The organism is Streptomyces sp. SS7 (genome assembly GCF_037993025.1).
Lineage (GTDB): Bacteria > Actinomycetota > Actinomycetes > Streptomycetales > Streptomycetaceae > Streptomyces.
In genome coordinates, this window is record NZ_CP141223.1 from 8882468 (window position 1) to 8907170 (window position 24703).

Below are 24703 nucleotides of genomic sequence, written 5' to 3' on the forward strand. Positions count from 1 at the left end.
CGCCGCGAGCCGTTCCGCACGGCTCGTCCCCCGCACTACTTCCGAGCGAGGAGGCCATGCGTACACCCCGTAGGACCCCCACCGCCGGCGCCGAGGCGCCGCCCCCGGTGCGCGGCCGGCGCGCCCACGCCGGGCCGCCCGCCGACGAGGGCCCGGACGAACAGCCGGGCGCGCCGGACGGCACGGCACCCGCGCGTGCGGGACGTCGGCACCTGAGGCCGCGCACCGTACGGGCCAAGATCATCTGCCTGCTGATGGTGCCGGTCGTCTCCCTGCTGGCCCTGTGGGCGTACGCCACCGTCAGCACCGCCCAGGACATCTCCCGGCTCCGCCAGCTGCAGCGGGTGGACGCCCAGGTTCGTACGCCCGTCGCGGCGGCGGTGGCCGCTCTGCAGAACGAGCGGGCGGCCGCCGTACGGTACGCGACCGAACCCGCCGCCGGGCAGGACGACGACCTCAGGCGACTCGCGGAGCAGACGGACGCGGCTGTCGCCCGGCTCCGCCTGGGGGACCACAGCACCGTCGCCGACGGCCAGGAACTGCCCGCCGGAGTCGCCCGGCGGCTGGAGACGTTCGTCTCCGGAGCCGAGGCCCTGAGCCCGCTGCGGACCGCCGTGCTCAACGGCGGCGCCGACTGGCGGGATGCCTACGACCGGTACACCGCCACCCTCTCGGCGGCCTTCCAGGTCGACGGCGCGCTCTCGGGCATCCAGGACGCGGAACTCGGCTCCGACGCGCGCGTGCTGCTCGAGTTCTCCCGCGCGGGCGAGGCGCTGGCCCAGGAGGACGCCGTCCTCGCGAGCGCCCGCCTGGCCGGGCGCCTGGACGGCGAGCGCCTGAGGCTGTTCACCGGCGCCGTCGCCACCCGCCGTACCTTGGCCGAGTCGGCCGCCGCCGACCTGCGAGGCCCCGAACGCACCGCCTGGCAGCGCCTCGCCGCGGGCAGCGCCTACGCGGCGCTGGCCGCCACCGAGAACCGCGTGCTCGGGGGCGGATCAGGGGCGAAAGCGCTTTCGGCCGCGTCGGGGGCCACCTGGAACAAGGCCCACGCGCGCGTGCGGGACGACCTGCGCGGCATCGAGTCCGCCGCCGCACGCGACGTCGCGGACCGCGCCGACCCGTTCACCCGGGGCGCGCTCACCCCCGCGGGCGCCGCGGTGCTCTTCGGTCTCGCCGCCGTCGCCGCGTCGCTCGTGATCTCCGTCCGCATCGGCCGCGGGCTCGTCGTGGAACTCGTCAGCCTGCGCAACAGCGCCCTGGAGATCGCCCGGCGCAAACTCCCCGAAGCCATGCGCCGGCTCCGCGCCGGGGACGAGATCGACATCCGCGCGGAGGCACCGCCCGGACCGGCCGCCGAGGACGAGACCGGTCAGGTCGCCGAGGCGCTGACCACCGTGCACCGGGCCGCGCTGCGGGCCGCGGTGGAGCGCGCCGAACTCGCCAGCGGCATCTCCGGCGTGTTCGTCAACCTCGCCCGCCGCAGTCAGGTTCTCGTCCACCGCCAGCTGAGCCTCCTGGACAGCATGGAGCGCCGCTCCGACGACCCCGACGAGCTGAGCGACCTCTTCCGGCTCGACCACCTCACCACCCGCATGCGGCGTCACGCCGAGAGCCTGATCATCCTCTCCGGGGCAGCCCCCGGCCGGGCCTGGCGCATGCCGGTCTCCCTGACCAACGTGGTCCGCGCCGCGGTCTCCGAGGTCGAGGACTACGCGCGCGTGGAGATACGGCAGCTGCCCGAGACCTCCGTCGTCGGCGCCGCCGTCGCCGACCTCACCCATCTCCTCGCCGAACTCGTGGAGAACGCCGCCCAGTTCTCCCCGCCCCACACGCGCGTGCGCGTGACGGGCGAGCCCGTCGGCAACGGCTACGCCGTCGAGGTGGAGGACCGCGGACTCGGCATGGGCAAGGAGACCCTCGCGGAGGCCAACCGGCGCATCGCGCAGTCCGAGGCGCTCGACCTGTTCGACAGTGACCGGCTCGGTCTGTTCGTCGTCAGCAGACTCTCCGCGCGCCACGGCGTCAAGGTGCATCTGCGGACCTCGCCCTACGGCGGCACCACCGCGGTGGTCCTCCTGCCGACGGCCCTCCTGCACGGCGGGAAGCCGGAACGTTCCGCGGTCGATGCCGTGGAGGCGGCGGAGGCGGTGCAGGCCGAGGCGGTGCAGGCCGAGCGGGTCACGGCACGCGCGTACGCGCGCGTACCCGCCCCCGAGCGGTCGGCGCCCGAACCGGAGGCCGTTTCCGCGCCCGCCGAGCGGCCCGCGCTGGTCGCCCCGTCCCGCGCCGCCGCCGAACCGGCCTCCGCCGACCCGCCGCCTCCCGGAGTCACCGCCTTGCGTCTGCATCGCCCCCCTGACGACTCCGAGGGATCGGACGACCTCCCGCGCCGGGTAAGGCAGGCGCACCTCGCCCCCCAACTGCGCAGATCGCTCCCCGAGGAACCGCCTCGCGACACCCACCGGCGCGACGACGGGCGTACCCCCGAACTCGTACGGGACCGCATGGCCGCCTACCGGGCCGGCTGGGCACGCGGCGGCGGCAGGCAACCCGGCCGGGCCGGAGCACCGCATCCCGCACCGGGCAGCGACAGCAGCGAAGGAGACCCCGCATGATCCACGACCCGAGCCCGAGGCCGGCCCAGCGGTCGGGCGAACTCGACTGGCTGCTGGACGACCTCGTGACGAGAGTCAGGGAGGTACGGCATGCCGTGGTGCTGTCCAACGACGGCCTCGCCGTCGGTGCCTCCACCGGCCTGAGCCGCGAGGACGCCGAACACCTCGCGGCCGTCGCCTCCGGCTTCCACAGTCTCGCCAAGGGCGCCGGACGCCACTTCGGCGCCGGCGGCGTCCGGCAGACCATGGTGGAGATGGACGAGGGCTTCCTGTTCGTGGCCGCTGCCGGAGACGGCTCCTGCCTCGCCCTCCTCACCGCCGTCACCGCCGACATCGGCCTGGTCGCCTACGAGATGGCACGGCTGGTCAAACGGGTCGGCGAGCATCTCTTCACCGGTCCGCGCACGGGCGCGCGGCCCCCCGCCGCCGGATGAGACGAGAGAGCGACCGGCCGACATGACCGAGGACAGGACCGGCGCCCCGCACGAGCCGGGCAGCCAGTGGTACGACAACGAGGCCGGACCCCTGGTGCGCCCGTACGCCATGACGGGCGGCCGCACCAAGCCGGGCCCCTGCGGAGTGCGCTTCGATCTGATCGCCCTGGTCACCCTGGAACCGGGGGCGCCCGACACGGACGACCCGGCCGTCGGGCCCGAGCACCGGGCGCTCACCGACCTGTGCCGCGCGGAGACGCAGTCGGTCGCCGAACTCGCGGCGGGCGCCGACCTGCCCGTGGGAGTGGTCCGGGTCCTCCTCGGCGACCTCCTGGAGCTCGGCCGCGTCACCGTCAGCCTGCCGGTCCCGCCCGCCCGCCTGCCCGACGAGCGCATCCTCCGCGAGGTGATCGAGGGGCTGCGGGCCCTGTAGGCCGGGGGCCCGGCCCCGGACCACACGGACCCGAGCCGACCCGGACGCAGAACGGACCCGCCTGGCACAGGCTCACGCACACCTTCGGACCGTGAACGCGCAGCGAGCGGTCAGATCGGTCAGATTACGGTCGAACCCCCCGGAAAGGGGCCCACGTTGTCATGATGCTGACTTCGCACACCTGCACCGCAGCCGTCCTCTCCCGAGAGAAGTGATCCATGGTCTCCGAGCACTCCGATGCCACAGGTGGCGAGACGGCCCCCCTGGCGTTGAAGATTCTGGTCGCAGGCGGGTTCGGCGTCGGCAAGACCACCCTGGTGGGCGCCGTCAGCGAGATCAGACCGCTGCGCACAGAGGAACTGCTGAGCGAAGCCGGCCAGTGGGTGGACGACACCGACGGAGTGGACCAGAAGGTCACCACGACCGTCGCCATGGACTTCGGCCGGATCACCATCCGCTCCGGCCTCTCCCTCTACCTCTTCGGAACCCCCGGCCAGGACCGCTTCTGGTTCCTGTGGGACGAGTTGTCACAAGGGGCCCTGGGCGCGGTCGTCCTGGCCGACACCCGGCGCCTCGAGGACTGCTTCCCCGCCGTCGACTACTTCGAGCACCGGCACATCCCCTTCGTCGTCGCCGTCAACTGCTTCACCGGCGCCCGGACCTACGGCGCCCAGGACGTCTCGCGCGCTCTCGACCTCGACGGCGGAACCCCCGTCGTGCTGTGCGACGCACGGGACCGCGCCTCGGGGAAGGAGGTGCTGATCCGGCTCGTCGAGTACGCCGGGCGGATGCACACCGCCCGGCTGCTCGACTCGGTGAGCTGAGGGGTGCCGCTCAGTCGGCGACGGACCTCAGAGCCAGCACCTTGTCGATCGCGACCCGCACCAGCAGCTCACCGGGTACGCCGTTGCGGGCGCCGAACTCCTCGGCACGCTCCTCGCCCATGTACCGGGCCCCGATACGGGCCGCCCAGTAGCGGACCTCGTCGAGCACCTCCGAGATCCGGGCCCGGCCCTGGAGCACCACGAAGTCGAACGGCGGCCGGTCGTCGTCCACACACAGGGCGATCCGGCCGTCCCGCGCCAGGTTCCGCCCCTTCACCGTCTCCTTGCCGGTGTTGAACACCACCTCGTCCCCGTCGAGCAGGAACCACACCGGCGCCACATGCGGACTGCCGTCGGCCCGCACCGTGGACAGCTTTCCGGTGCGGGTGCCCTGCGAGACGAACGCCCGCCACTCCTCGTCGGTCATCTTCTGCGCCATGCCGTAATCCTCCTTGCTCCGGCGCCCGTTCCTGGGGAAGGCTGGCGGGCGTTTCCTCCGGCGAGGCGGGGGAGCACGGGCGAATCTCACGGGGACATGACACGCGGGGAGACGGAGACATGGCGCAGAACCAGGGGCTGGGCCGGCTGCTGGACGACCTGACCGAGCGCGTCGACCACGTCCGCCATGCGCTGGTGCTGTCCAACGACGGACTGGTGGCGGGCGCGAGCACCGGACTGCGCCGCGAGGACGCGGAGCACCTCGCGGCGGTCTCGTCCGGACTGCACAGCCTGGCCAAGGGCTCCGGACGCCACTTCGGCGCGGGCCAGGTACGCCAGACCATGATCGAGTTCGATGAGGCGCTGCTCTTCGTCACCGCGGCCGGCTCCGGCAGCTGTCTGTGCGTGCTCAGCGGCGCGCAGGCCGACATGGGCCAGATCGCCTACGAGATGACGCTGCTCGTCAGCCGGGTCGGTGAGCACGTCACCGTGGACGTCCGCAGGCCCGACCGAACGCCACTGGAAGACCTCTGACCTGCATTTTTCGTGACCCCCGTGGAGTTATCCACAGGCCCGCCACGAGATCCGCGGTTCCGGCTACGGTTTTTTCCGAGGCCACCGCGGACCGTGCGGGGCCGTCGTACTCCACGGGGGAGACCGGACATGTCCTCGAACACCGTCGCACCACAGCAGACCCCGTCGTGCCCCGCGAGCCGCGCCGCTCGGGAACTCGGCCTGAAGCGCAGCGAGTTCGACCTCGCCGTGCACCTGGGACGGATCAGGACCGTCCCCGACGAAGGCGGCGGGGGCCGCCGGGTGGTGCCCCGCACCGAAGTCGACCGGCTGCTCGGAGCCACGCGGGAACTGCGCGAGCACGTGCGGGTGGTCGGCACCGGCGAGGCGGCCGCCCTCATGCAGGTACCGGCCTCCCGGTTCACCCGCCTCGCCCGACTCGGAGTCGTCGTGCCCGTGCGCTTCTACTTGAACCGCTATCGGGCCGTCGTCTGGCAGTACCTGGCCGAAGAGCTGGAGCAGTTCACCGCCGACGACCACAACGCCTGCCTGCTCAAGGGCCGTACACCCGAATCGATGCGGGGCCACCTGGCGGCCGGCCGCGACCTCAGGGCCCGGAACTGGCGAGGCCGTCACCTGGGCTTCCTGCTGCGGCAGTGCGACGACCCCTGGCAGAAGGCCGGAGCCCTGGCCGCGTTCCTCGACCCGCTCCAGATCGCGGAGATCGTCGACGATCCCTACGAGCGCACCCACCTGAACCGGTACCGGCCCGGGCCACCCGCCCACGGCGCCCCGGGCAGCCCGGCCGCACACCTCGTCGAGAAGATCGCCACGGCCGACGACCCGGACGAGATCGCCTGGCTCCGGGCCGACCTGCACCGCACCCTGGACGAAGCCCGAGCCCACCGCCCCGCGCCCCGCCCGGAACCCTCGGGCCACGCGGAGGAACCAAGGCCCCCGCACCCCACGGCGGAACCAGGGACGCCACCACGCCCCCGGCGCGCGCCGCGCGACCTGCTGAGCATCCTGCGCCGCAGAAACTCCTGACAAAGGACAGGCGCGCTACAGCTTGCGGAACAGGCCTTCCTGGACGACCGACACCAACAGGCGCCCCTGAAGGTCGTAGATCCGCCCGCGGGCCAGGCCGCGCCCACCGGTGGCGATCGGTGACTCCTGGTCGTACAGGAACCACTCGTCCGCGCGGAACGGCCGGTGGAACCACATGGCGTGATCCAGCGACGCCATGTCGAAGTTCCGCTGCCCCCACAGGGGTTCCACCGGCAGCCGGACGGCGTCCAGGAGCGTCATGTCGCTGGCGTACGTGAGCGCGCAGGTGTGCACCAGCGGATCGTCGCCCAGCGGACCGACCGCGCGCATCCACACCGCGCTGCGCGGCTCGGCGTCCCGGACGTCCTCGGCGCTCCACCGCAGCCGGTCCGCGTACCGGATGTCGAAGGGCTGACGGCGCGCCATCCGCTCCAACTGCTCGGGCAGTGCGCCCAGATGCTGCCGGATCTCCTCCGTGACCGTCGGCAGGGACTCCGGGTCCGGGACCTCGCGGGCCGGCGGCAGCTGGTGCTCGAAGGGGCCTTCCTCAGGCTTGTGAAAGGAGGCGGTGAGATTGAAGATCGTGCGGCCCTGCTGCACTGCGGTGACCCGGCGCGTGGTGAACGACCGCCCGTCCCGCACCCGCTCGACCTGGTACACGATCGGCACGCCCGGCCGCCCCGGGCGCAGGAAGTACGCGTGCAGCGAATGCACGGGCCGGTCGCCGTCGGTGGTCCGGCCGGCCGCGACCAGCGCCTGGCCGGCCACCTGCCCGCCGAAGACCCGCTGCAGGGACTCCTGCGGACTGCGGCCGCGGAAGATGTTGACCTCGATCTGCTCCAGGTCGAGCAGATCGACGAGCCTCTCGGCAGGGTTCGTCATCGGTGCACTTCTCCTGTGCCTCGCGCTGATCTCACAGTTGACCCACGTCCGTGACCCGGACGACCGCCCGGCCCTCCGCGTCGGAGGCCGTGAGGTCGATCTCCGCGCTGATGCCCCAGTCGTGGTCGTCGTTCGGGTCGTCGAAGATCTGGCGGACCCGCCACAGGGCGTTCTGCGGCTCCTCCTGGATCACCAGCAGCTTGGGACCGCGCGCGTCCGGGCCGGTGCCCAGGTCGTCGTACTCGTCCCAGTACTTGTCCATCGCCTCGCCCCACGCGTCGGCGTCCCAGCCGGACTCGGCGTCCATCTCGCCCAGCTCCTCGACGTGGTCGAGAGCCGCCAGCTCGACCCGCCGGAACAGGGCGTTGCGCACGAGCACCCGGAAAGCCCGCGCGTTCGCGGTGACCGGCTTGACCTCGTCGGCCTTCTCCTGCGCCTCCTCCGCGGTCATCTCCTCGGGGTTGGCGAGCTGCTCCCACTCGTCCAGCAGACTCGAGTCGACCTGGCGCACCATCTCGCCCAGCCACTCGATCAGATCCTGGAGGTCCTCCGACTTGAGATCGTCGGGGACGGTGTGATCGAGGGCCTTGTAGGCACTCGCCAGGTAGCGCAGCACGATGCCCTCGGTGCGGGCCAGCTCGTAGTGGGAGACCAGCTCCGTGAAGGACTGGGCCCGCTCGTACATGTCACGGATGACGGACTTGGGCGACAGCGGGTGGTCGCCGACCCACGGATGACTCTTGCGGTACGTGTTGTAGGCGTGGAACAGCAGTTCCTCGAGGGGCTTCGGGTAGGTGATGTCCTGGAGCCGCTCCATGCGCTCCTCGTACTCGACACCGTCGGCCTTCATCAGGGCGACGGCCTCCCCACGCGCCTTGTTCTGCTGGGCGGCCAGGATCTGCCGGGGGTCGTCCAGGGTGGACTCGACGACGGAGACCATGTCCAGCGCGTACGACGGCGACTCGGGATCGAGCAGTTCGAACGCGGCCAGCGCGAACGTGGACAGCGGCTGGTTCAGCGCGAAGTCCTGCTGAAGATCCACGGTGAGGCGGACGATCCGGCCGGTGGCGTCCGGCTCGTCGAGCTTCTCGACGATCCCGCCGTCCAGCAGCGAACGGTAGATCGCGATCGCACGCCGGATGTGCCGCAGCTGCTGGCGCCGCGGCTCGTGGTTGTCCTCCAGCAGATGACGCATCGCCTCGAAGGCGTTGCCCGGCCGGGCGATCACCGACAGCAGCATCGTGTGCGTCACCTGGAAACGGGACGTCAGCGGCTCCGGCTCCGACTCGATCAGCTTGTCGAACGTATTCTCCGTCCAGCCGACGAAGCCCTCCGGCGCCTTCTTGCGGACCACCTTGCGGCGCTTCTTCGGATCGTCGCCCGCCTTGGCGAGCGCCTTCTCGTTCTCGATGACGTGCTCGGGGGCCTGCGCCACCACGAAGCCCGCCGTGTCGAAGCCGGCCCGTCCCGCCCGGCCGGCGATCTGGTGGAACTCACGCGCCCGCAGCGTCCGCACCCGGTTGCCGTCGTACTTCGTGAGGGCCGTGAACAGCACGGTGCGGATCGGCACGTTGACCCCGACGCCGAGGGTGTCCGTCCCGCAGATGACCTTCAGCAGACCCGCCTGGGCGAGCTTCTCCACCAGGCGCCGGTACTTGGGCAGCATGCCGGCGTGGTGCACGCCGATGCCGTGCCGTACGTAACGCGAGAGGTTCTGACCGAACTTGGTGGTGAAGCGGAAGTTGCCGATCAGATCGGCGATCTGCTCCTTCTCGTCCTTCGAGCACATGTTGATGCTCATCAGCGCCTGCGCCCGCTCCACCGCCTGCGCCTGGGTGAAGTGCACGATGTAGACGGGGGCCTGCCGGGTGTCCAGCAGATCGGTGAGCGTCTCCGTCAGCGGGGTGTAGCGGTACTCGTACGACAGCGGTACCGGCCGGGTCGCCGAGCGGACCACGGCGGTGGGGCGGCCGGTGCGGCGCGTGAGGTCCTTCTCGAAGAAGGACACGTCACCGAGGGTCGCCGACATGAGGACGAACTGCGCCTGCGGCAGCTCCAGGATGGGGATCTGCCAGGCCCAGCCGCGGTCGCCCTCGGCGTAGAAGTGGAACTCGTCCATCACGACCTGGCCCACGTCCGCGTGCTTGCCGTCGCGCAGGGCGATCGAGGCGAGCACCTCCGCGGTGCAGCAGATGACGGGGGCGTCGGAGTTGACGGACGCGTCACCCGTCAGCATGCCCACGTTCTCCGTGCCGAAGATCTTGCACAGCTCGAAGAACTTCTCCGACACCAACGCCTTGATCGGCGCGGTGTAGAAGGTGACCTCGTCCCGGGCCAGCGCCGCGAAGTGCGCGGCCGCGGCGATCATGCTCTTGCCGGAGCCGGTCGGCGTCGACACGATCACGTTCGCCCCGGAGACCACCTCGATCAGCGCCTCCTCCTGGTGGGGGTAGAGCGTCAGCCCCCGCTCCTGCGCCCAGGACTCGAAGGCGTCGTACAGGGCATCGGGATCTGCGGTCGGCGGCAACTGATCGATGAGGGTCACGACCCCATCTTGCCTGCCCGGCAGCCCGATGGGGGAATCGGCTGCCGGCCCGAAGATCACGGCCGCTACGCTGTGTCGCCGACGGAGCGTCATCGCACCCGGTCAACTGGACAGCGGCACTCGAGGAATGGGGCGGGCAACGGCCATGATGGGACCAGCACACTCACTGTCGGGCGCCGCCGCCTGGCTAGGCGTCGGCGCGGCCGCCGCCGCGGCGGGGCACACCATGCCCTGGCCGGTCCTTCTCTCCGGTGCGCTGATCTGCGCCGGTGCGGCGCTGGCACCGGACCTCGACCACAAGGCCGCCACCATCTCCCGCTCCTTCGGCCCGGTCTCCCGATGGCTGTGCGAGATCGTCGACAAGCTCTCGTACGCCGTCTACAAGGCCACGCGGAAGCAGGGCGACCCGCGCCGCTCCGGCGGGCACCGCACGCTCACCCACACCTGGCTGTGGGCGGTCATGATCGGCGCGGGCGCCTCGGCCCTGGCGATCGCCGGTGGCCGCTGGGCGGTGCTGGCGATCCTCTTCGTGCACATGGTGCTGGCGATCGAGGGCCTGCTGTGGCGGGCCGCCCGGGGCTCCAGCAGCGATGTGCTGGTGTGGTTGCTGGCCGCGACCAGCGCGTGGATCCTCGCCGGTGTCCTGGACAAGCCGGGCAACGGCGCCGACTGGCTGTTCACGGACCCCGGCCAGGAGTACCTCTGGCTGGGCCTGCCGATCCTGCTGGGCGCTCTGGTGCACGACATCGGCGACGCGCTGACCGTCTCGGGCTGCCCGGTCCTGTGGCCCATCCCGATCGGGCGCAAGCGCTGGTACCCGCTCGGTCCGCCGAAGGCGATGCGGTTCCGGGCGGGCAGCTGGGTCGAGCTGAAGGTGCTGATGCCGGTCTTCATGCTGCTCGGCGGAGTCGGCGCCGCGGCCGCGCTCAACGTCATCTGAAGCCGGCCGCGGGCGGGGGTGACGGCTCAGCCGGTCTTGTCCTCGCCGTAGCGGCGCTCGAAGCGGGCGACGCGGCCCTCCGTGTCCACCGTGCGGGCCTTGCCCGTGTAGAAGGGGTGGCTCTCCGAGGAGATCTCCACGTCCACCACGGGGTACGTCTCGCCGTCGTCCCACTCGATGCTCTGGTCGCTGGAGGCGGTGGACCGGGTGAGGAACGCGTAGCCGGCGGCGCGGTCGCGGAAGACCACCTCGTGGTAGTCGGGCTGCTTGTCCTGCTGCATGGGTGCTCCTCGTCCTCGCTGGGCGGCGGGTCAGCCGGAGAGGCTGTCCTCGTCGACGATGTGCATGGCCGCCTCCTCCGCGGACGCGGCCGCGCCGTCGATACCGATGTCACTGGCGACCATGGCGCTCTCCTCGTCCTCGTGGGCGCCTTCGTCCGGTGCGACCAGCCGGCCCGAGCGGGCCGCGCCGACCTCGTTGTCGAGGAGTTCCCCGTCGGTGCCGTCGCAGTCGCCGAGGCCGTCCCCGTCGGGCACGGGCGGATCGGGCACCTCTTCGGCGAGCCGCTGGTCGAGGGTCTCGCCCTGCCGGCGCTCGGCGGCCGTCACCCCGTCGTGCTCCACGGCCCAGGGCCGCTCGGGCGGGGACCAGCCGCGGTCGAGGGGGTCGGAGACACCGTCGTCCACGAGTGTGTCCTCCGCGTCGAGCAGTCCGGAGTCCTCCTGGATGTCGGAGGCGTCGGGCTGGTAGACGTCGTCCCCCCATCCGTCGACGCTGTTCACGGGTACCTCCAGGGGCTGACCGGCCCGTTCTCACCGCGATCGGCGGTGGGGTACCGCCGCACGGGGCACCGGCCTGGCCCGGCGTGCGCCGGACGGATCCGGGCCGACTCGGGCGCGGGTGCCGGTATCCAGCGTTCCATCCCGCTTCGGCACCGCGCAACGCCAGCGCGGCGTCGAAACGGGGCCGGCCCCGCCGGGTCCGGAACGCCGGGTGCTCACCCTCCGAGGATCGCCGGGCCCCCTGCCCCGGCCCGCACAGGGCGCCGAGCCTCGGGCGCGACGCGGCCGTCGGGTGCCGACACCACCCCACCGCGCAGGCCCCCGCCCCTCGCCTTCCCTAGCCTCGGCGGCCACTGACCGGCCTCCCGGCTGCCGCCTTCCCGGGCTTCGACCGCCAGCGACTCGGCCTCCCGGCCCTCGTCTTCCCGGCCCCTCGTCTTCCCGGCCCCTCGTCTTCCCGGCCCTCGTCTTCCGGGGCCTCGGCGGCCAGAGACCCGGCGGCCAGGGGCCCGGCCTCCCGGCCCTCGCCTCCCCGGGCTTCGGCCGCCGGGGCCCCGGCCTCCCGTCCCCGCCTTCCGGGGCCCCGGTGGCCAGGGCTCCGGTCTCCCGGCTCCCGCCGCACCGGACCCCGGCCGCTGGGGCCCCCGGCCTCCCAGGTCGCGCTCCCGGCGCCCGACCTCCCGGCACCCCACCCCCCACCCTTAGGACCCGGCCGCCTGCCGGGAGCCCGCGCTCCCGCGTGGCCCGTCTCAGCCGTGCCAGGAGCGCCACAGTGCCGCGTACGCCCCGTTCGCGGCGACGAGGTCCGTGTGGCTGCCCAGCTCGCTGATGCGGCCGTGCTCGACGACGGCGATCAGGTCCGCGTCGTGGGCGGTGTGCAGGCGGTGGGCGATGGCGACGACGGTGCGGCCGTCCAGGACGCGGGAGAGGGACCGCTCCAGATGGCGGGCGGCACGCGGGTCCAGCAGCGAGGTCGCCTCGTCCAGGACCAGGGTGTGGGGATCGGCCAGCACCAGCCGGGCCAGGGCGATCTGCTGGGCCTGGGCCGGGGTGAGCGTGAAGCCGCCCGAGCCGACCTCGGTGTCCAGCCCCCGGTCCAGGCCCCGCGCCCAGCCCTCAGCGTCGACCGAGCCCAGCGCCGCCCACAGCTCCTCATCCCCGGCTCCGGTCCGGGCCAGTCGCAGGTTGTCGCGGAGGGAGCCGACGAAGACGTGGTGTTCCTGGTTGACGAGTGCCACGTGGGAGCGGACGCGTTCGGCGGTCATCCGGGACAGCTCGGCGCCGCCGAGGGTGATCCGGCCGTCGCGCGGCGCGTAGATGCCGGCGAGGAGCCGGCCCAGCGTGGACTTGCCCGCGCCGGACGGTCCGACGAGGGCCAGCCGGGTGCCGGGGGCGACCTCCAGGGACACCTTGCGCAGCACGTCGACGCCCTCGCGGTAGCCGAAGTGGACGCCCTCGGCGAGTACGTCCCGCCCGTCCGGCGCCAGCCCGCTCTCACCGGCGTCCGGCTCGATGTCCCGCACCCCGACGAGCCGGGCCAGCGACACCTGCGCGATTTGCAGCTCGTCGTACCAGCGCAGGACGAGGTTGACCGGGTCGACGAGCATCTGCGCCAGCAGCGCGCCGGTCGTCAGCTGGCCCACCCCGATCCAGCCGTGCAGGACGAACACCCCGCCGAGCATGAGGACCGAGCCCAGCACGGTGACGTGCACCAGGTTGATGACCGGGAACAGCACCGAGCGCAGCCACAGCGTGTAGCGCTCCCAGGCGGTCCACTGCCGGATCCGCTGCTTCGACAGTTCGATCCGGCGGTCGCCGAGACGGTGGGCCTCGACGGTGCGGCCGGCGTCCACGGTCTCGGCGAGGGCGGCGGCCACGGCGGCGTACCCGGCGGCCTCCGAGCGGTAGCCGGAGGGCGCCCGCTTGAAGTACCAGCGGCAGCCCACCACCAGCAGCGGCACCGCGACCAGCACGGCCGGTGCGAGGGGCGGTGCCATGACGACGAGCCCGCCGAGCAGCAGGGCCGCCCACAGCACACCGATGGTCAGCTGGGGCACGGCCTCGCGCATGGCGTTGCCGAGCCGGTCGATGTCCGTGGTGATGCGGGACAGCAGATCGCCGGTACCGGCCCGCTCCAGGACGCCCGGGGGCAGCCGGACCGACCGTACGAGGAAGTCCTCGCGCAGGTCCGCCAGCATCCGCTCGCCGAGCATGGCGCCGCGCAGCCGCACCTGGCGGACGAACGCGGCCTGGACGACCAGGGCGGACACGAACAGCGTGGCGACGATCCCCAGGTGGAGTTCCTCGGTTCCGGCGGAGAGCCGTTCCACCACGTCGCCGAGGAGCCAGGGGCCCACCATCGAGGCGACGGTGGCGACGGTGTTGACGAGCAGCAGGAGCAGGAAGGCGCGGCGGTGCCGGCGCAGGAGTTCGGCCACGTAGGCGCGGACGGTCGCCGGGGCGCCGACGGGCAGCGTGTTCGCCGTCGTCGGTGCCGCAGGGTCGAACACGGGTGGCGGCACGCCGATCATGCGGTCTCCTCGATCTCTTGCAGCTCGTCCAGTTCGTCCAGCTCGTCCAGCCCGGCCGGCCCGGCCGGCTCGGTCCGGTCGAGCGTGGTTCCGTCCGGCCCCGTCGGCGGGTCGGCGGCGGCCGACTCCTCGTCGGTCTCGCGGGTGACCACGGCGCGGTACCGCGGTTCGCCGTGCAGCAGCGCGCGGTGCTCACCGACGGCGACGACCTCGCCCTCGTGCACCAGGGCGACCCGGTCGGCCCGGTCGAGCAGCAGCGGGGAGGAGGTGAACACCACGGTCGTGCGACCGGTCCGCAGCTCCCGCACCCCCTCGGCGATCCGGGCCTCGGTGTGCGAGTCGACGGCCGAGGTGGGCTCGTCGAGGACGAGTACCTCCGGGTCGGTGAGCAGCGACCGGGCCAGGGCGAGTCGCTGCCGCTGGCCGCCGGACAGCGAGCGGCCGCGTTCGGTGATCCGGGCGTCCATCGGGTCGTCGGCGTCCAAGGAGCCCTGCACCAGGGCCTCCAGGACGTCCTCGCACTGGGCCGCGGCCAGCGCGGCAGGCGCCGCCACGTCACCGGAGGCGGGCACGTCGAGCAGTTCGCGCAGTGAACCGGACAGCAGCACCGGGTCCTTGTCCTGGACGAGGACGGCCGTGCGCGCGGCCTCCAGCGGGAGTTCGTCCAGTGGGACACCGCCGAGCAGGACCGAGGGACCGTCCTCCGGAGGGTGGCCGCCGAGTCGTTCGGCGAGCCGTCCGGCCGCGTCCGGGTCGCCGCACACCACCGCGGTGAGCCGTCCGGCCGGCGCGAGCAGTCCGGTGGCCGGGTCGTACAGGTCGCCCGAGGGCACGTCCCCCGCGCGTGATCCGCCGATGTCCGTGGCCCGTCGCAGCGACAACACGCGGGCGGCTCGTCGGGCCGAGGGACGCGAGAAGGAGTAGGCCATCGCGATCTCCTCAAAGTGCCGCAGGGGATACGTCAGGACCATGACGGAGCTGTAGACCGCGACCAGTTCTCCGACGGAGATACGGCCCTCGTGCACGAGACGGACGCCGTAGCAGACGACCACGATCACCAGCAAGCCGGGCAGCAGCACCTGGATGGCGGTGATCAGGGACCACATGCGGGCGCTGCGGACGGCCGCGTGCCGGACCTCCTGGGAGGCGCGGCGGTAGCGGTCGAGGAAGAGGTCCTCCCCGCCGATGCCGCGCAGCACCCGCAGTCCGGCCACGGTGTCCGAGGCCAGTTCGGTGGCGCGTCCCGCCTTCTCACGCTGGTCGTCGGCCCGGCGTGTCGCGCGCGGCAGCAGCGGCAGCACCGCGAGCGCGAGGACGGGCAGGCCGACGGCGACGACGATGCCGAGGGCCGGCTGGTAGACGACGAGGCCGACACAGACCAGCACGACGGTCAGGGCCGCGGCGGTGAAGCGGGAGACGGCCTCGACGAACCAGCCGATCTTCTCGACGTCACCGGTGGAGACGGCCACCACCTCGCCGGCCGCGACCCGCCGGGTCAGCGCGGATCCCAGCTGGGCGGCCTGGCGGGCGAGGAGTTGCTGGACGCGGGCGGCGGCGGTGATCCAGTTGGTGACGGCGGCGCGGTGCAGGAAGGTGTCGCCGATCGCGGTGGCCGCCCCGAACAGGGCCATCAGCCCACCGGCCAGGGCGAGTCGGCTGCCGGAGCGGTCGACCACGGCCTCGATGGCGTACCCGACGCAGAACGGCTGCGCCGAGACGGCGACGAAGTGCAGCAGTCCCCAGGCCAGGGACTTGAGCTGGCCGCCCAGTTGGTTGCGGCCGAGCCACCACAGGAAGCGGGGTCCCGAGCGTGCGTCCGGCACACCCGGGTCGGGATACGGAAGGTCTTGGATCTGCATGACGTCCCAGTGGCTCGTGTCAGGGGAGGGGGGAAGGGCCCGCGAGGGGCGGCAACAAACCGTGAAAGGTTCGCGTCGGGGTGTGGTCGGAATCAACTGGTTTTCCGATGCGGGTACGGGGTTCCGGCTGTTCTCCGACACGGTCCCGGTGTCCGGAATCTGACGCATATACCGGGAAAGTGATGCAAGCATGGGCGGATGCGACATGGCGGTGTGCGGTCCGGGGTGGCCGTGGCGGTGGCCGGAACCCTCCTTCTCGCGGCCCTGTCCGCGTGCGGCGGCGCGGACGCGGGACGAAGCGGCGGCGACGGGGCGGCAGGGCCCGGGGGCAGCGCCGCCCCGGCGGGCGGGGCGGCGGAGAGCGGCGCCCGGTCGGGTGACGGTCCGTCGGGTGGTGCCGGTTCGGGCGGATCGGCGTCGAGTACGCCCGCCCTGACGCGGATCCCGGACATCGGCGACCGGCTGCACCGGCGTATTCCGGCCACGTCGAGCCAGGTCCTGGCGGTATACGGCGACGGAGCGGACTCGGCGGAGTCGACCGTCGTGCTCTACGGCAGGCGGGGCGCGTTCTGGGAACGCGTGGCCGGCTGGCCCGCGCACAACGGCAGGAAGGGCTGGACCCCCGACCATCGTCTGGGCGACCACCGCAGCCCCGTCGGGGTCTTCACGCTCACCGCCGCGGGCGGGGTCCTGGCCGATCCCGGGACCAGGCTGCCGTACACGCACTCGGAGGACTACGCGGCGCCGCGCTGGTGGGACGAGTCGCACTGGCACGACTTCGACTACGTCATCGCCATCGACTACAACCGGGTCCCGGGCACCCCGCCCGACGACGGGGAGCAGCCGCTGGGGGAGGAGAAGGGCGGCGGGATCTGGCTGCACCTGGACCACGGCGACGGCACGTCCGCCTGTGTCAGCCTCTCCAAGGAGGCGATGGAGTACCTGCTGCTCGCGCTCGACCCGGAGCGGGATCCCGTCGTGGTGATGGGGGACAGGGCCGCGCTGAAGGCGTAGGGCCGGTGGGGGAGGCATTGGAGGCGTCATTGCGGGTGCGGGCCGACTCCCCGTAGAACACCGGCCATGAAGAGTCGATTAATCATGTCCATGCTCACCGGGGCGACCCTCCTGGTGGGCACCATCCTCGGGGCGGCCCCGGCCCGATCGGCCGACGTGCCCGCCGAGTTCGGCACCGACTGGCACGACCCGGTGACCGCGGCGCCCCCGGTCGACCGGCCCGGGGGCAGGTCCTGCCGCATCACCCTCGCCGAGGCGCAGTTCCGGGACTTCACCCCGTACCGGGGCGTCTACACCCCGCCGGACGGCTGCGGCGACCGCTGGAGCAAGGTGGTGCTGCGCCTCGACGGCAAGGTCAGGGGGTGGCAGTTCGACCGGCTCGGCCATGTGCAGGTCGGCGGGGTCGAGATCTTCCGTACGTCGACCCCCGAGCCCTCGCCCGACGGCATCGCGTGGTCCGTGGAGAAGGACGTCACCCGGTACAGCGACACCTTCCGCCGGAGCCAGGACGTCGAGATGCTCATCGGGAACGTCGTCGACGACACCTACACGGGTGTGCTCGACGTCAAGGTCACGCTGACCTTCTACGCCGGCAAGGAACCGGCCGCGACCCCCGACAGCGTCCTCACCCTGACCGGCGGCGCGACCCTCACCACGCCCCGCAACGGCGAACGCGTCGTCGCCGAGGTGTACGCGACCGGCTCGGGCGGCGGCTGCGAGGAGTACTGGTACCTGACGGTGCCCGCGCAGGCGCCGTACTCCTGCCGGGCTGACGACGGCCCGTACCGCGAGGTGCAGGTGAGGGTCGACGGACGACTGGCGGGAATCGCCACCCCGTTCCCGACCGTGTGGACCGGCGGCTGGTCCAACCCCTTCCTGTGGTACGTGATCCCGGGCCCCCGCGCCTTCGACGTCAAGCCGATCGAATACGACCTGACGCCCTTCGCCGGAGTCCTCAACGACGGACGCCCGCACCGCGTCGAGGTGTCGGTCGTCGGTGTGCCCGAGGGGCAGAGCGGGTGGAGCACACCGGTCAACGTGCTGGTCTGGCGGGACCACGGCAGGGCGGTCGTGCCCGGGAGACTGCTCACCGCCGATGCCGGCGACCCGACCGGTTCCAGCGTCTACACGCCCGGCACGGAACACCGCCTCGACACCGAAGGGGGCCACCGGCTGACCGTCGCCGGGTACCTCGACACCTCGCACGGCCGGGTGCGGACCACCGTCACCCGCTCCCTGGACCACACCTCCGCGCACCGCTGGACCGACGGCGAGACCGTGGACGGCCTCGACGCGGTCTGGAAGGACGACGAGAAGGTCACGGTCGCCGGCCACGGACGGACCGTCACCACCGCGACCCGGCGCACCTGCACGATGGACGGCACGACCACGCTCGGCGCGGACGACCGGCTGCGGACCGTGCTGACGCTCGGCGACCGGGCGCACGCCGTGACGATCCGCAACGGCCGCCGCACGGCCTGGTCGCGGCTCGACGACACCTACACCGGTGACGCCACCTACACCGTCGGAGTGCCCCGGGACCAGCGGCACGCGGTCGGCGCGACGAGCGAGCACTACCGGCTCCGCGGCTCGGACGGCTGCCACGACCGCCGACTCGCCACGGCCCAGGGGGTGTTGACGGAAGACCGTGACGGCTGCTGAGCGCGAAAGGCGCGCGACGCGGCACGGGTGACGGGATTTACACGGCCGAAACGCGGCGGTCTTGTGCGCGATCAACGACACCTTCACAGTGATCGCAACGGAATTCGCTTTCCGCATTGCAGAAGTCCCTCGTCCCCAGGGGCTTCTGCGATGCCGTCGTCCTGCACAGGTCGTCCCCCACAAGTCGTCCCCCACAAGGAGTGCCCGTGCCGCCGTCCGTCCCGTCCCTGCCACGACGCGTCGCACGCCTGCTGCGTACCTCACTCTTCGCGCAGGTCGCCTGCGCGCTCGTGCTCGGCATCGTCGTCGGAAAGCTGTGGCCCGGTGTGGCCACGGATCTCCAGCCGCTCGGCGACGGTTTCACCCGGCTCGTCAAGACGATCATCTCTCCGCTGGTGTTCTGCGTGGTGGTCGTCGGCATCGCCAAGGCCGGTGATCTCAAGGCGTTCGGCCGGATCGGGCTCAAGGCCCTGATCTGGTTCGAGGTCGCCAGCACGCTCGCCCTGATCATCGGGTTGCTCGCCGCCAACGTCGTCCAGCCCGGCTCGGGGATGCACGTCGACCCGGCCACCCTGGACACCGCGGCGGTCGACGCCAAGACCGGCGGCGGCTCGCTGCCCACGACGACCGAGTTCGTCGTGAACGCGCTGCCCACCAGTTTCATCGGCGCGTTCGCCGAGAACTCCCTCCTCCAGGTGCTCATCCTGGCGTGCCTGGTGGGCGCCGCACTGCTTCACCTCGGGCACACCAAGGTGCCGCAGGTACTGCCCGCCGTCGAGCAGGCCCAGGAGATCATCTTCGCGATCGTCGGCTTCGTGATGCGGCTGGCGCCGATCGCGGTGTTCGGCGCGATGGCCGTGCTGATCGGCAACTACGGGCTCGGTGTCATCGAGACCTACGCCAAGCTGATCGTCCTCTGTTACGCGGCGGCCGCGTTCTTCGTCGCGCTGCTGGCCGTGGCCCTGCGCCTGGTGACCGGGCTCAGTCTCTGGAAGTTCCTGCGCTACATCCGTGAGGAGATGCTGCTCGCCCTCGGCACCGCCTCCACCGAGGCCGTCATGCCGCGCGTGATGCAGAAGCTGCGCAGGGCGGGTGCCCGTGACGACGCGGTGGGCCTCGTGCTGCCGACCGGCTACTCCTTCAACCTCGACGGCGCCTCGCTGTACCTGTCCATCGGCACGCTGTTCATCGCCCAGGCCGTGGACGTCGATCTCAGCCTCGGGCAGCAGATCACCGTGATCCTGGTGCTGATGCTGACGAGCAAGGGCATGGCCGGCATTCCCGGTTCGGCCTTCCTCGCCCTGTCCGCCACGGCGTCCTCGCTCGGCGCCATTCCGGCGGGCGCCGTGGCCCTGCTGCTGGGGGTCGACCGGATCATGGACTCGATGCGGGTGGTCACCAACCTCCTCGGCAACTGCGTCGCGGTCTTCGCGGTGTCCCGCTGGGAGGGGGCGCTGGACCTGGGGCGGGCGAAGAGGGTGCTGGAGGGCGAGAGCGCGGGCGAGGAGGAGGTCGCGGTGCCGGAAGAGGCGGCGCCGGTCGCCCAGTAGACCGGGTGTGCGTGGCGGTTGATCGCGCAGTTCCCCGCGCCCCGGAAAGGCCGGACCGCTGGTCCGGCCTCGAAAGGGGCGCGGGGAACTGCGCGATCGCCACGAACCACCCGCAGCCGCCCGCGAACCGTAGCCCCCTCCCCGTAGCGCCCCCTACGGCATCCCGTCCACGAGCGTGTCCAGCAAGTCGCCCAGTACCTCCCGCTGCCCGCCCGAGAGCGGGGCGAGGATCTCCTCGGCCGCCGACCGCCGGGCGGCCCGCAGGTTGCGCAGGGCCGCCCGGCCGTCGTCGGTGAGTTCGATGCGGATCACCCGGCGGTTCGTGGGGTCGGGCACCCGTCGTACCTTCCCGCCCGCCTCCAGGCCGTCGACCAGCGTCGTCACCGCGCGCGGGACCACCTCCAGGCGCTCGGCGAGATCGGCCATCCGCGGCGGCGAGCCGTAGCACGCCAGGGTGCGCAGCAGGCGGGACTGGGCCGGGGTCACGCCGATGCCGCACTGTTCGATGTGCCGCTTCTGGATCCGGTGCACACGGCGGGTGAACCGCAGCAGTTGCTCGGCGAGCACGCTGTCGGAATCGGGGGTGGTCATGCGGGAACAATATCAGGATGCCGTTCATTGTGAGTATAGGTAACAATGAGCTATGGTCAGCTCGATCAACCCGCTCACCTCCCGTAGGAGCCCATGCATCCCGACACCCCGGCATCCTGGACACCGTCCGCCGACAGCGAGGCCCAGCCCCGGCAGGTCCGCCGTATCGTCGGTCTCTTCCGTCCCTACCGCGGCCGGCTCGCCGTCGTCGGCGTCCTCGTCGGCGCCTCGTCGCTGGTCTCGGTCGCCACGCCCTTCCTGCTGAAGGAGACCCTCGACGTCGCCATCCCCGAGGGCCGCACCGGGCTGCTGAGCCTGCTCGCCCTCGGCATGATCCTCAGCGCCGTGCTCAGCAGCGTCTTCGGCGTCCTGCAGACCCTCATCTCCACCACCGTCGGCCAGCGCGTCATGCACGACCTGCGCACCGCCGTCTTCGGCCGGCTCCAGCGCATGTCCCTGGCGTTCTTCACGCGCACGCGTACCGGCGAAGTGCAGTCCCGCATCGCCAACGACATCGGCGGTATGCAGGCCACCGTCACCTCCACGGCCACCTCCCTGGTCTCCAACTTCACCAGCGTGGTCGCCACGATCATCGCGATGATCGCCCTCGACTGGCGGCTGACCGTCGTCTCCCTGCTCCTGCTGCCGGTGTTCGTCTGGATCAGCCGTCGCGTGGGCAACGAACGCAAGAAGATCACCACCCAGCGCCAGAAACAGATGGCCGCCATGGCCGCCACGGTCACGGAATCGCTCTCCGTCAGCGGCATCCTGCTCGGCCGCACCATGGGCCGCGCCGACTCGCTCACCCGCTCCTTCGCCGACGAGTCCGAGCGGCTGGTCGACCTGGAAGTGAAGTCGAACATGGCCGGCCGCTGGCGCATGGCCGTGATCACCATCGTCATGGCCGCCATGCCGGCGGTCATCTACTGGACGGCCGGCATGGCCCTCCAGCTCGGTGGCCCCGATGTCTCCCTCGGCACGATCGTCGCCTTCGTCTCCCTCCAGCAGGGCCTCTTCCGCCCCGCCGTCAGCCTGCTCGCCACCGGCGTGCAGATCCAGACCTCCCTCGCGCTCTTCCAGCGCATCTTCGAGTACCTCGACCTCCCGATCGACATCACCGAGCGCACCGACCCGGTACATCTCGACCAGATCAAGGGCGAGGTCCGCTTCGAGAAGGTCGTGTTCGCCTACGACGGGAAGGGCAGCGCCGTCCTCGACGGCATCGACGTCACCGTCCCCGCGGGCGGCAGCCTCGCCGTCGTCGGCCCGACCGGCGCCGGCAAGTCCACCCTGGGGCACCTGGTGCCGCGCCTTTACGACGTGACCGGCGGCCGGGTCACCCTCGACGGGGTCGACGTCCGCGACCTCGACTTCGACACCCTCGCCCGCGCGGTCGGTGTCGTCTCGCAGGAGACGTACCTCTTCCACGCGACGGTCGCCGACAACCTGCGCTTCGCCAAGCCGGACGCCACTGACGAGGAGCTGTACACCGCCGCGCGCGCGGCGCAGATCCACGACCACATCGCCGCCCTGCCCGACGGGTACGACACGGTCGTCGGTGAACGCGGCCACCGCTTCTCCGGCGGTGAGAAGCAGCGCCTGGCGATAGCCCGCACCATCCTGCGCGATCCGCCGGTGCTGATCCTCGACGAGGCGACGAGCGCCCTGGACACCCGCACCGAGCACGCCGTCCAGGAGGCCCTCGACGCGCTCTCCGCAAACCGCACCACCCTCACCATCGCCCACCGGCTCTCCACCGTCCGCGACGCCGACCAGATCGTGGTCCTCGACGCGGGCCGACTGGTCGAACGGGGGACGCACGAGGAACTGCTGGAGCGGGACGGGCGGTACGCGGCCCTGGTGCGGCGGGACGCCAGCCTGGAGCCGACAAGCTGACAACCGTCAAGCGCATGACCGGTTATGCCGGGTTTATGACGATATGAGGGTTACCGTGCCCGCATGCAGATGAACACTCCGCCACGGAGCACGATTCGACTGACGCGCCGGGGCCGGCTCGCCCTCATCGCGGCCGGAGCCGTCGTGGCCGGTACCGCCGTGGCGGTGCCGCTGCTGAGTACCGGGCACAAGGTGGTGCCGGAGGCACCCAAGAAGCCGACGGCTCTGGTCATCCCCGAGGGCTGGCGCGCGAGTCAGGTCTACGAGGCCGTCGACAAGGCCCTCTCCCTGCCCGCCGGCACGACCAGGAAGGCCCTGCCCCAGGCGGGTCTGAAGCTCCCGGCCGACGCCGACGGCAACCCGGAGGGCTACCTCTTCCCGGCGACGTATCCGCTCGACGGGAAGACGACGCCGCAGGCGCTGCTGGCCTACATGGTCGACACGGCGAACAAGCGGTTCAACGGGGCACCGGTCACCGCGGGCGCCCAGCGGAGCGCGATGAACGTCTACCAGGCCGTCACCATCGCCAGCCTGGTCCAGGCGGAGGCCGCCACCAAGGCCGACATGGGGAAGGTGGCCCGGGTGGTCTTCAACCGGCTCGCGCGCGGCATGCCGTTGCAGATGGACTCCACCATCAACTACGCCCTGAACCGGTCCACGGTGCGGACCACGGAGAGCGACACCCGGATCGAGAGCCCCTACAACTCCTACCAGCGCATGGGCCTGCCGCCGACGCCGATCGACAATCCCGGCGAGGAGGCCATGCACGCCGCCCTCAGCCCCACCCCCGGCGACTGGTTGTACTTCGTCACGGTCAAGCCCGGCGACACCCGCTTCACCGCGAACTACCAGGAGCACCTGCGCAACGTGGCCGAGTTCAACCGGAACCGGCAGAGCGCGTCGGCCAAGGCGGCCGGTTGACGCGACGGAACGTCAGGCGGCGGCCGCCTCCGGCTCGGTCTCGGGTCCGGTCTCCGGCTCCGGTCCCGGCCCGGGCTTCCCGGCCCCCTCGGACAGCAGCCGTCCGATGTCCCGCACGGCGGCGCGGCCGGCCCGGTTGGCCCCGATGGTGCTCGCCGAAGGCCCGTAGCCGACCAGATGGATCCGCGGATCGGCGGCCACCCGCGTGCCCTCCAGCCGGATCCCGCCGCCCGGACCGCGCAGCCGCAGCGGGGCGAGATGGTCGATGGCGGGCCGGAAGCCCGTCGCCCAGAGGATGACGTCGGCGTCCACACGGCGGCCGTCGTCCCACTCCACACCCTCCGGTGTGATCCGGTCGAACATCGGCAGCCGGTCCAGGACCCCGTCCGCCAGCCCCTGCCGGATCGCGTCGTTCAACGGCAGCCCCGTCACCGACACCACGCTCCTCGGCGGCAGCCCCTGCCGCACCCGCTCCTCCACGAGCGCGACCGCCGCACGGCCGGCCTCCTGGTCGAAGGGCCCCTCGCGGAACACCGGAGGCCGCCGTGTCACCCAGGTCGTGGAGGCGGCGTAGGGGGCGATCTCCAGCAGGTGCTGGGTGCCGGACGCGCCCCCGCCCACCACGACCACCCGTTGCCCGGCGAACGCCTCGGGCCCCGGATAGCCGGCCGTGTGCACCTGTCGGCCCCGGAAGGTCTCCTGGCCCGGGTAGCGCGGCCAGAACGGCCGGTCCCAGGTGCCGGTCGCGTTGATCAGCGCCCGTGTCGACCAGGTGCCGGCGGAGGTCTCCACGAGCAGCCGCCCACCGGACCCCTCGCGCACGGCCCGTACGTCCACCGGACGCCGTACCCGCAGATCGAAGGTCCGCTCGTAGGCGGCGAAGTACCCGGAGATCACCTCGGACGACGCCCGCGCCGGATCGGCTCCCGTCAGTTCCATGCCCGGCAGTGCGTGCATCCCGTGCACCGTGCCGTACGTCAGCGAGGGCCAGCGGAACTGCCAGGCACCGCCCGGACCGGGCGCGTGGTCCAGCACCACGAAGTCACGCTCCGGCTCGAACCCGGTGCGCCGCAGGTGATACGCCGCGGCCAGCCCCGCCTGACCCGCTCCGATCACCACGACGTCGACCTCAGGGACGTCGACTTCAGGTGTGTCGTTCACGCCTCAACTAACACTGCCGGCCGGGCGGATCTTCCCCGGACCCGTCCGTGGGCCAGGATGGTGGC

At 72.1% G+C, this 24703-nt stretch carries 21 protein-coding genes; 12 read left to right on the forward strand and 9 right to left on the reverse strand.

All coding sequences use genetic code 11. The features are described from left to right. The first annotated feature begins 56 nt into the window (after nt 1–56). From U5640_RS40065 to U5640_RS40080, 4 genes are all read left to right on the forward strand, one after another. Nucleotides 57–2615, forward strand: coding sequence for a nitrate- and nitrite sensing domain-containing protein (locus U5640_RS40065; RefSeq protein ID WP_340384138.1), 2559 nt, complete (start codon nt 57–59; stop codon nt 2613–2615). Beyond that, nucleotides 2612–3049, forward strand: coding sequence for a roadblock/LC7 domain-containing protein (locus U5640_RS40070; protein ID WP_340384139.1), 438 nt, complete (start codon nt 2612–2614; stop codon nt 3047–3049). The genes U5640_RS40065 and U5640_RS40070 overlap by 4 nt, the downstream gene beginning before the upstream one ends. Before the next feature lie 22 nt (nt 3050–3071). After that, complete coding sequence (locus U5640_RS40075; RefSeq protein ID WP_340384140.1) at nt 3072–3482, forward strand: DUF742 domain-containing protein; 411 nt, start codon at nt 3072–3074, stop codon at nt 3480–3482. A 218-nt stretch (nt 3483–3700) separates the two neighbouring features. Next, complete coding sequence (locus tag U5640_RS40080) at nt 3701–4306, forward strand: ATP/GTP-binding protein (RefSeq protein ID WP_340384141.1); 606 nt, start codon at nt 3701–3703, stop codon at nt 4304–4306. Nucleotides 4307–4316: 10 nt separating this feature from the next. On the opposite strand, the gene U5640_RS40085 is transcribed toward U5640_RS40080, so the two are convergent. Next, nucleotides 4317–4745, reverse strand: a complete 429-nt coding sequence (locus U5640_RS40085; protein WP_340384142.1) for a PPOX class F420-dependent oxidoreductase — start codon at nt 4743–4745, stop codon at nt 4317–4319. A gap of 119 nt (nt 4746–4864) precedes the next feature. Between U5640_RS40085 and U5640_RS40090 the strand changes: the two genes are divergently transcribed. After that, complete coding sequence (locus tag U5640_RS40090) at nt 4865–5278, forward strand: roadblock/LC7 domain-containing protein (RefSeq protein ID WP_340384143.1); 414 nt, start codon at nt 4865–4867, stop codon at nt 5276–5278. Nucleotides 5279–5407: 129 nt separating this feature from the next. Further along, nucleotides 5408–6304: a DUF6397 family protein gene (locus U5640_RS40095; protein ID WP_340384144.1), complete on the forward strand. Its 897-nt coding sequence runs from the start codon at nt 5408–5410 to the stop codon at nt 6302–6304. Nucleotides 6305–6319: 15 nt separating this feature from the next. Here the strand turns inward: U5640_RS40095 and U5640_RS40100 are convergent, their stop codons facing one another. Both U5640_RS40100 and U5640_RS40105 read right to left on the reverse strand, forming a co-directional pair. Next, nucleotides 6320–7186, reverse strand: coding sequence for an acyl-CoA thioesterase II (locus tag U5640_RS40100; protein ID WP_340384145.1), 867 nt, complete (start codon nt 7184–7186; stop codon nt 6320–6322). Nucleotides 7187–7217: 31 nt separating this feature from the next. Further along, complete coding sequence (locus tag U5640_RS40105; RefSeq protein ID WP_340384146.1) at nt 7218–9731, reverse strand: DUF3516 domain-containing protein; 2514 nt, start codon at nt 9729–9731, stop codon at nt 7218–7220. Nucleotides 9732–9876: 145 nt separating this feature from the next. On the opposite strand from U5640_RS40105, the gene U5640_RS40110 reads away from it, so the two are divergent. Further along, nucleotides 9877–10671: a metal-dependent hydrolase gene (locus U5640_RS40110; RefSeq protein WP_340384147.1), complete on the forward strand. Its 795-nt coding sequence runs from the start codon at nt 9877–9879 to the stop codon at nt 10669–10671. 26 nt (nt 10672–10697) lie between these two features. On the opposite strand, the gene U5640_RS40115 is transcribed toward U5640_RS40110, so the two are convergent. From U5640_RS40115 to U5640_RS40130, 4 genes are all read right to left on the reverse strand, one after another. Next, nucleotides 10698–10952 carry a type B 50S ribosomal protein L31 gene (locus tag U5640_RS40115; protein WP_340384148.1) on the reverse strand — a complete coding sequence of 85 codons (255 nt, stop codon included), beginning with the start codon at nt 10950–10952 and terminating at the stop codon, nt 10698–10700. A 30-nt stretch (nt 10953–10982) separates the two neighbouring features. Beyond that, a complete protein-coding gene (locus tag U5640_RS40120) occupies nt 10983–11453 on the reverse strand; it encodes a DUF5709 domain-containing protein (protein ID WP_340384149.1) in 471 nt (156 codons plus the stop codon). Between the two features lie 749 nt (nt 11454–12202). Then, nucleotides 12203–13984: an ABC transporter ATP-binding protein gene (locus U5640_RS40125; RefSeq protein WP_340384150.1), complete on the reverse strand. Its 1782-nt coding sequence runs from the start codon at nt 13982–13984 to the stop codon at nt 12203–12205. Then, nucleotides 13981–15843 carry an ABC transporter ATP-binding protein gene (locus tag U5640_RS40130; RefSeq protein ID WP_340384151.1) on the reverse strand — a complete coding sequence of 621 codons (1863 nt, stop codon included), beginning with the start codon at nt 15841–15843 and terminating at the stop codon, nt 13981–13983. The genes U5640_RS40125 and U5640_RS40130 overlap by 4 nt, the downstream gene beginning before the upstream one ends. A 198-nt stretch (nt 15844–16041) precedes the next feature. Here U5640_RS40130 and U5640_RS40135 point away from each other — a divergent pair, with 198 nt between their 5' ends. The 3 genes from U5640_RS40135 (at nt 16042) to U5640_RS40145 (ending at nt 20069) form a co-directional block, all read left to right on the forward strand. Beyond that, the gene (locus tag U5640_RS40135; RefSeq protein ID WP_340384152.1) at nt 16042–16857 is read left to right on the forward strand and encodes a L,D-transpeptidase family protein; all 816 of its coding nucleotides are present in this window, start codon (nt 16042–16044) and stop codon (nt 16855–16857) included. Nucleotides 16858–16923: 66 nt separating this feature from the next. Next, a complete protein-coding gene (locus tag U5640_RS40140) occupies nt 16924–18519 on the forward strand; it encodes a peptide-N4-asparagine amidase (protein ID WP_340384153.1) in 1596 nt (531 codons plus the stop codon). 206 nt (nt 18520–18725) lie between these two features. Next, entirely contained in the window at nt 18726–20069 is a 1344-nt protein-coding gene (locus U5640_RS40145) for a cation:dicarboxylase symporter family transporter (protein ID WP_340384154.1), read from the forward strand. A 153-nt stretch (nt 20070–20222) separates the two neighbouring features. Here the strand turns inward: U5640_RS40145 and U5640_RS40150 are convergent, their stop codons facing one another. Next, entirely contained in the window at nt 20223–20660 is a 438-nt protein-coding gene (locus tag U5640_RS40150) for a MarR family transcriptional regulator (protein ID WP_340384155.1), read from the reverse strand. A 93-nt stretch (nt 20661–20753) separates the two neighbouring features. On the opposite strand from U5640_RS40150, the gene U5640_RS40155 reads away from it, so the two are divergent. Together U5640_RS40155 and mltG are read left to right on the forward strand one after the other, a co-directional pair. Further along, nucleotides 20754–22556: an ABC transporter ATP-binding protein gene (locus U5640_RS40155; RefSeq protein WP_340384156.1), complete on the forward strand. Its 1803-nt coding sequence runs from the start codon at nt 20754–20756 to the stop codon at nt 22554–22556. A 63-nt stretch (nt 22557–22619) separates the two neighbouring features. Next, a complete protein-coding gene (gene mltG, locus U5640_RS40160; protein WP_340384157.1) occupies nt 22620–23477 on the forward strand; it encodes an endolytic transglycosylase MltG in 858 nt (285 codons plus the stop codon). A gap of 12 nt (nt 23478–23489) precedes the next feature. On the opposite strand, the gene U5640_RS40165 is transcribed toward mltG, so the two are convergent. Continuing rightward, nucleotides 23490–24638 (reverse strand): NAD(P)-binding domain-containing protein, encoded by a 1149-nt coding sequence (locus tag U5640_RS40165; protein WP_340384158.1) that lies wholly within the window; start codon nt 24636–24638, stop codon nt 23490–23492. Nucleotides 24639–24703 lie beyond the last annotated feature (65 nt).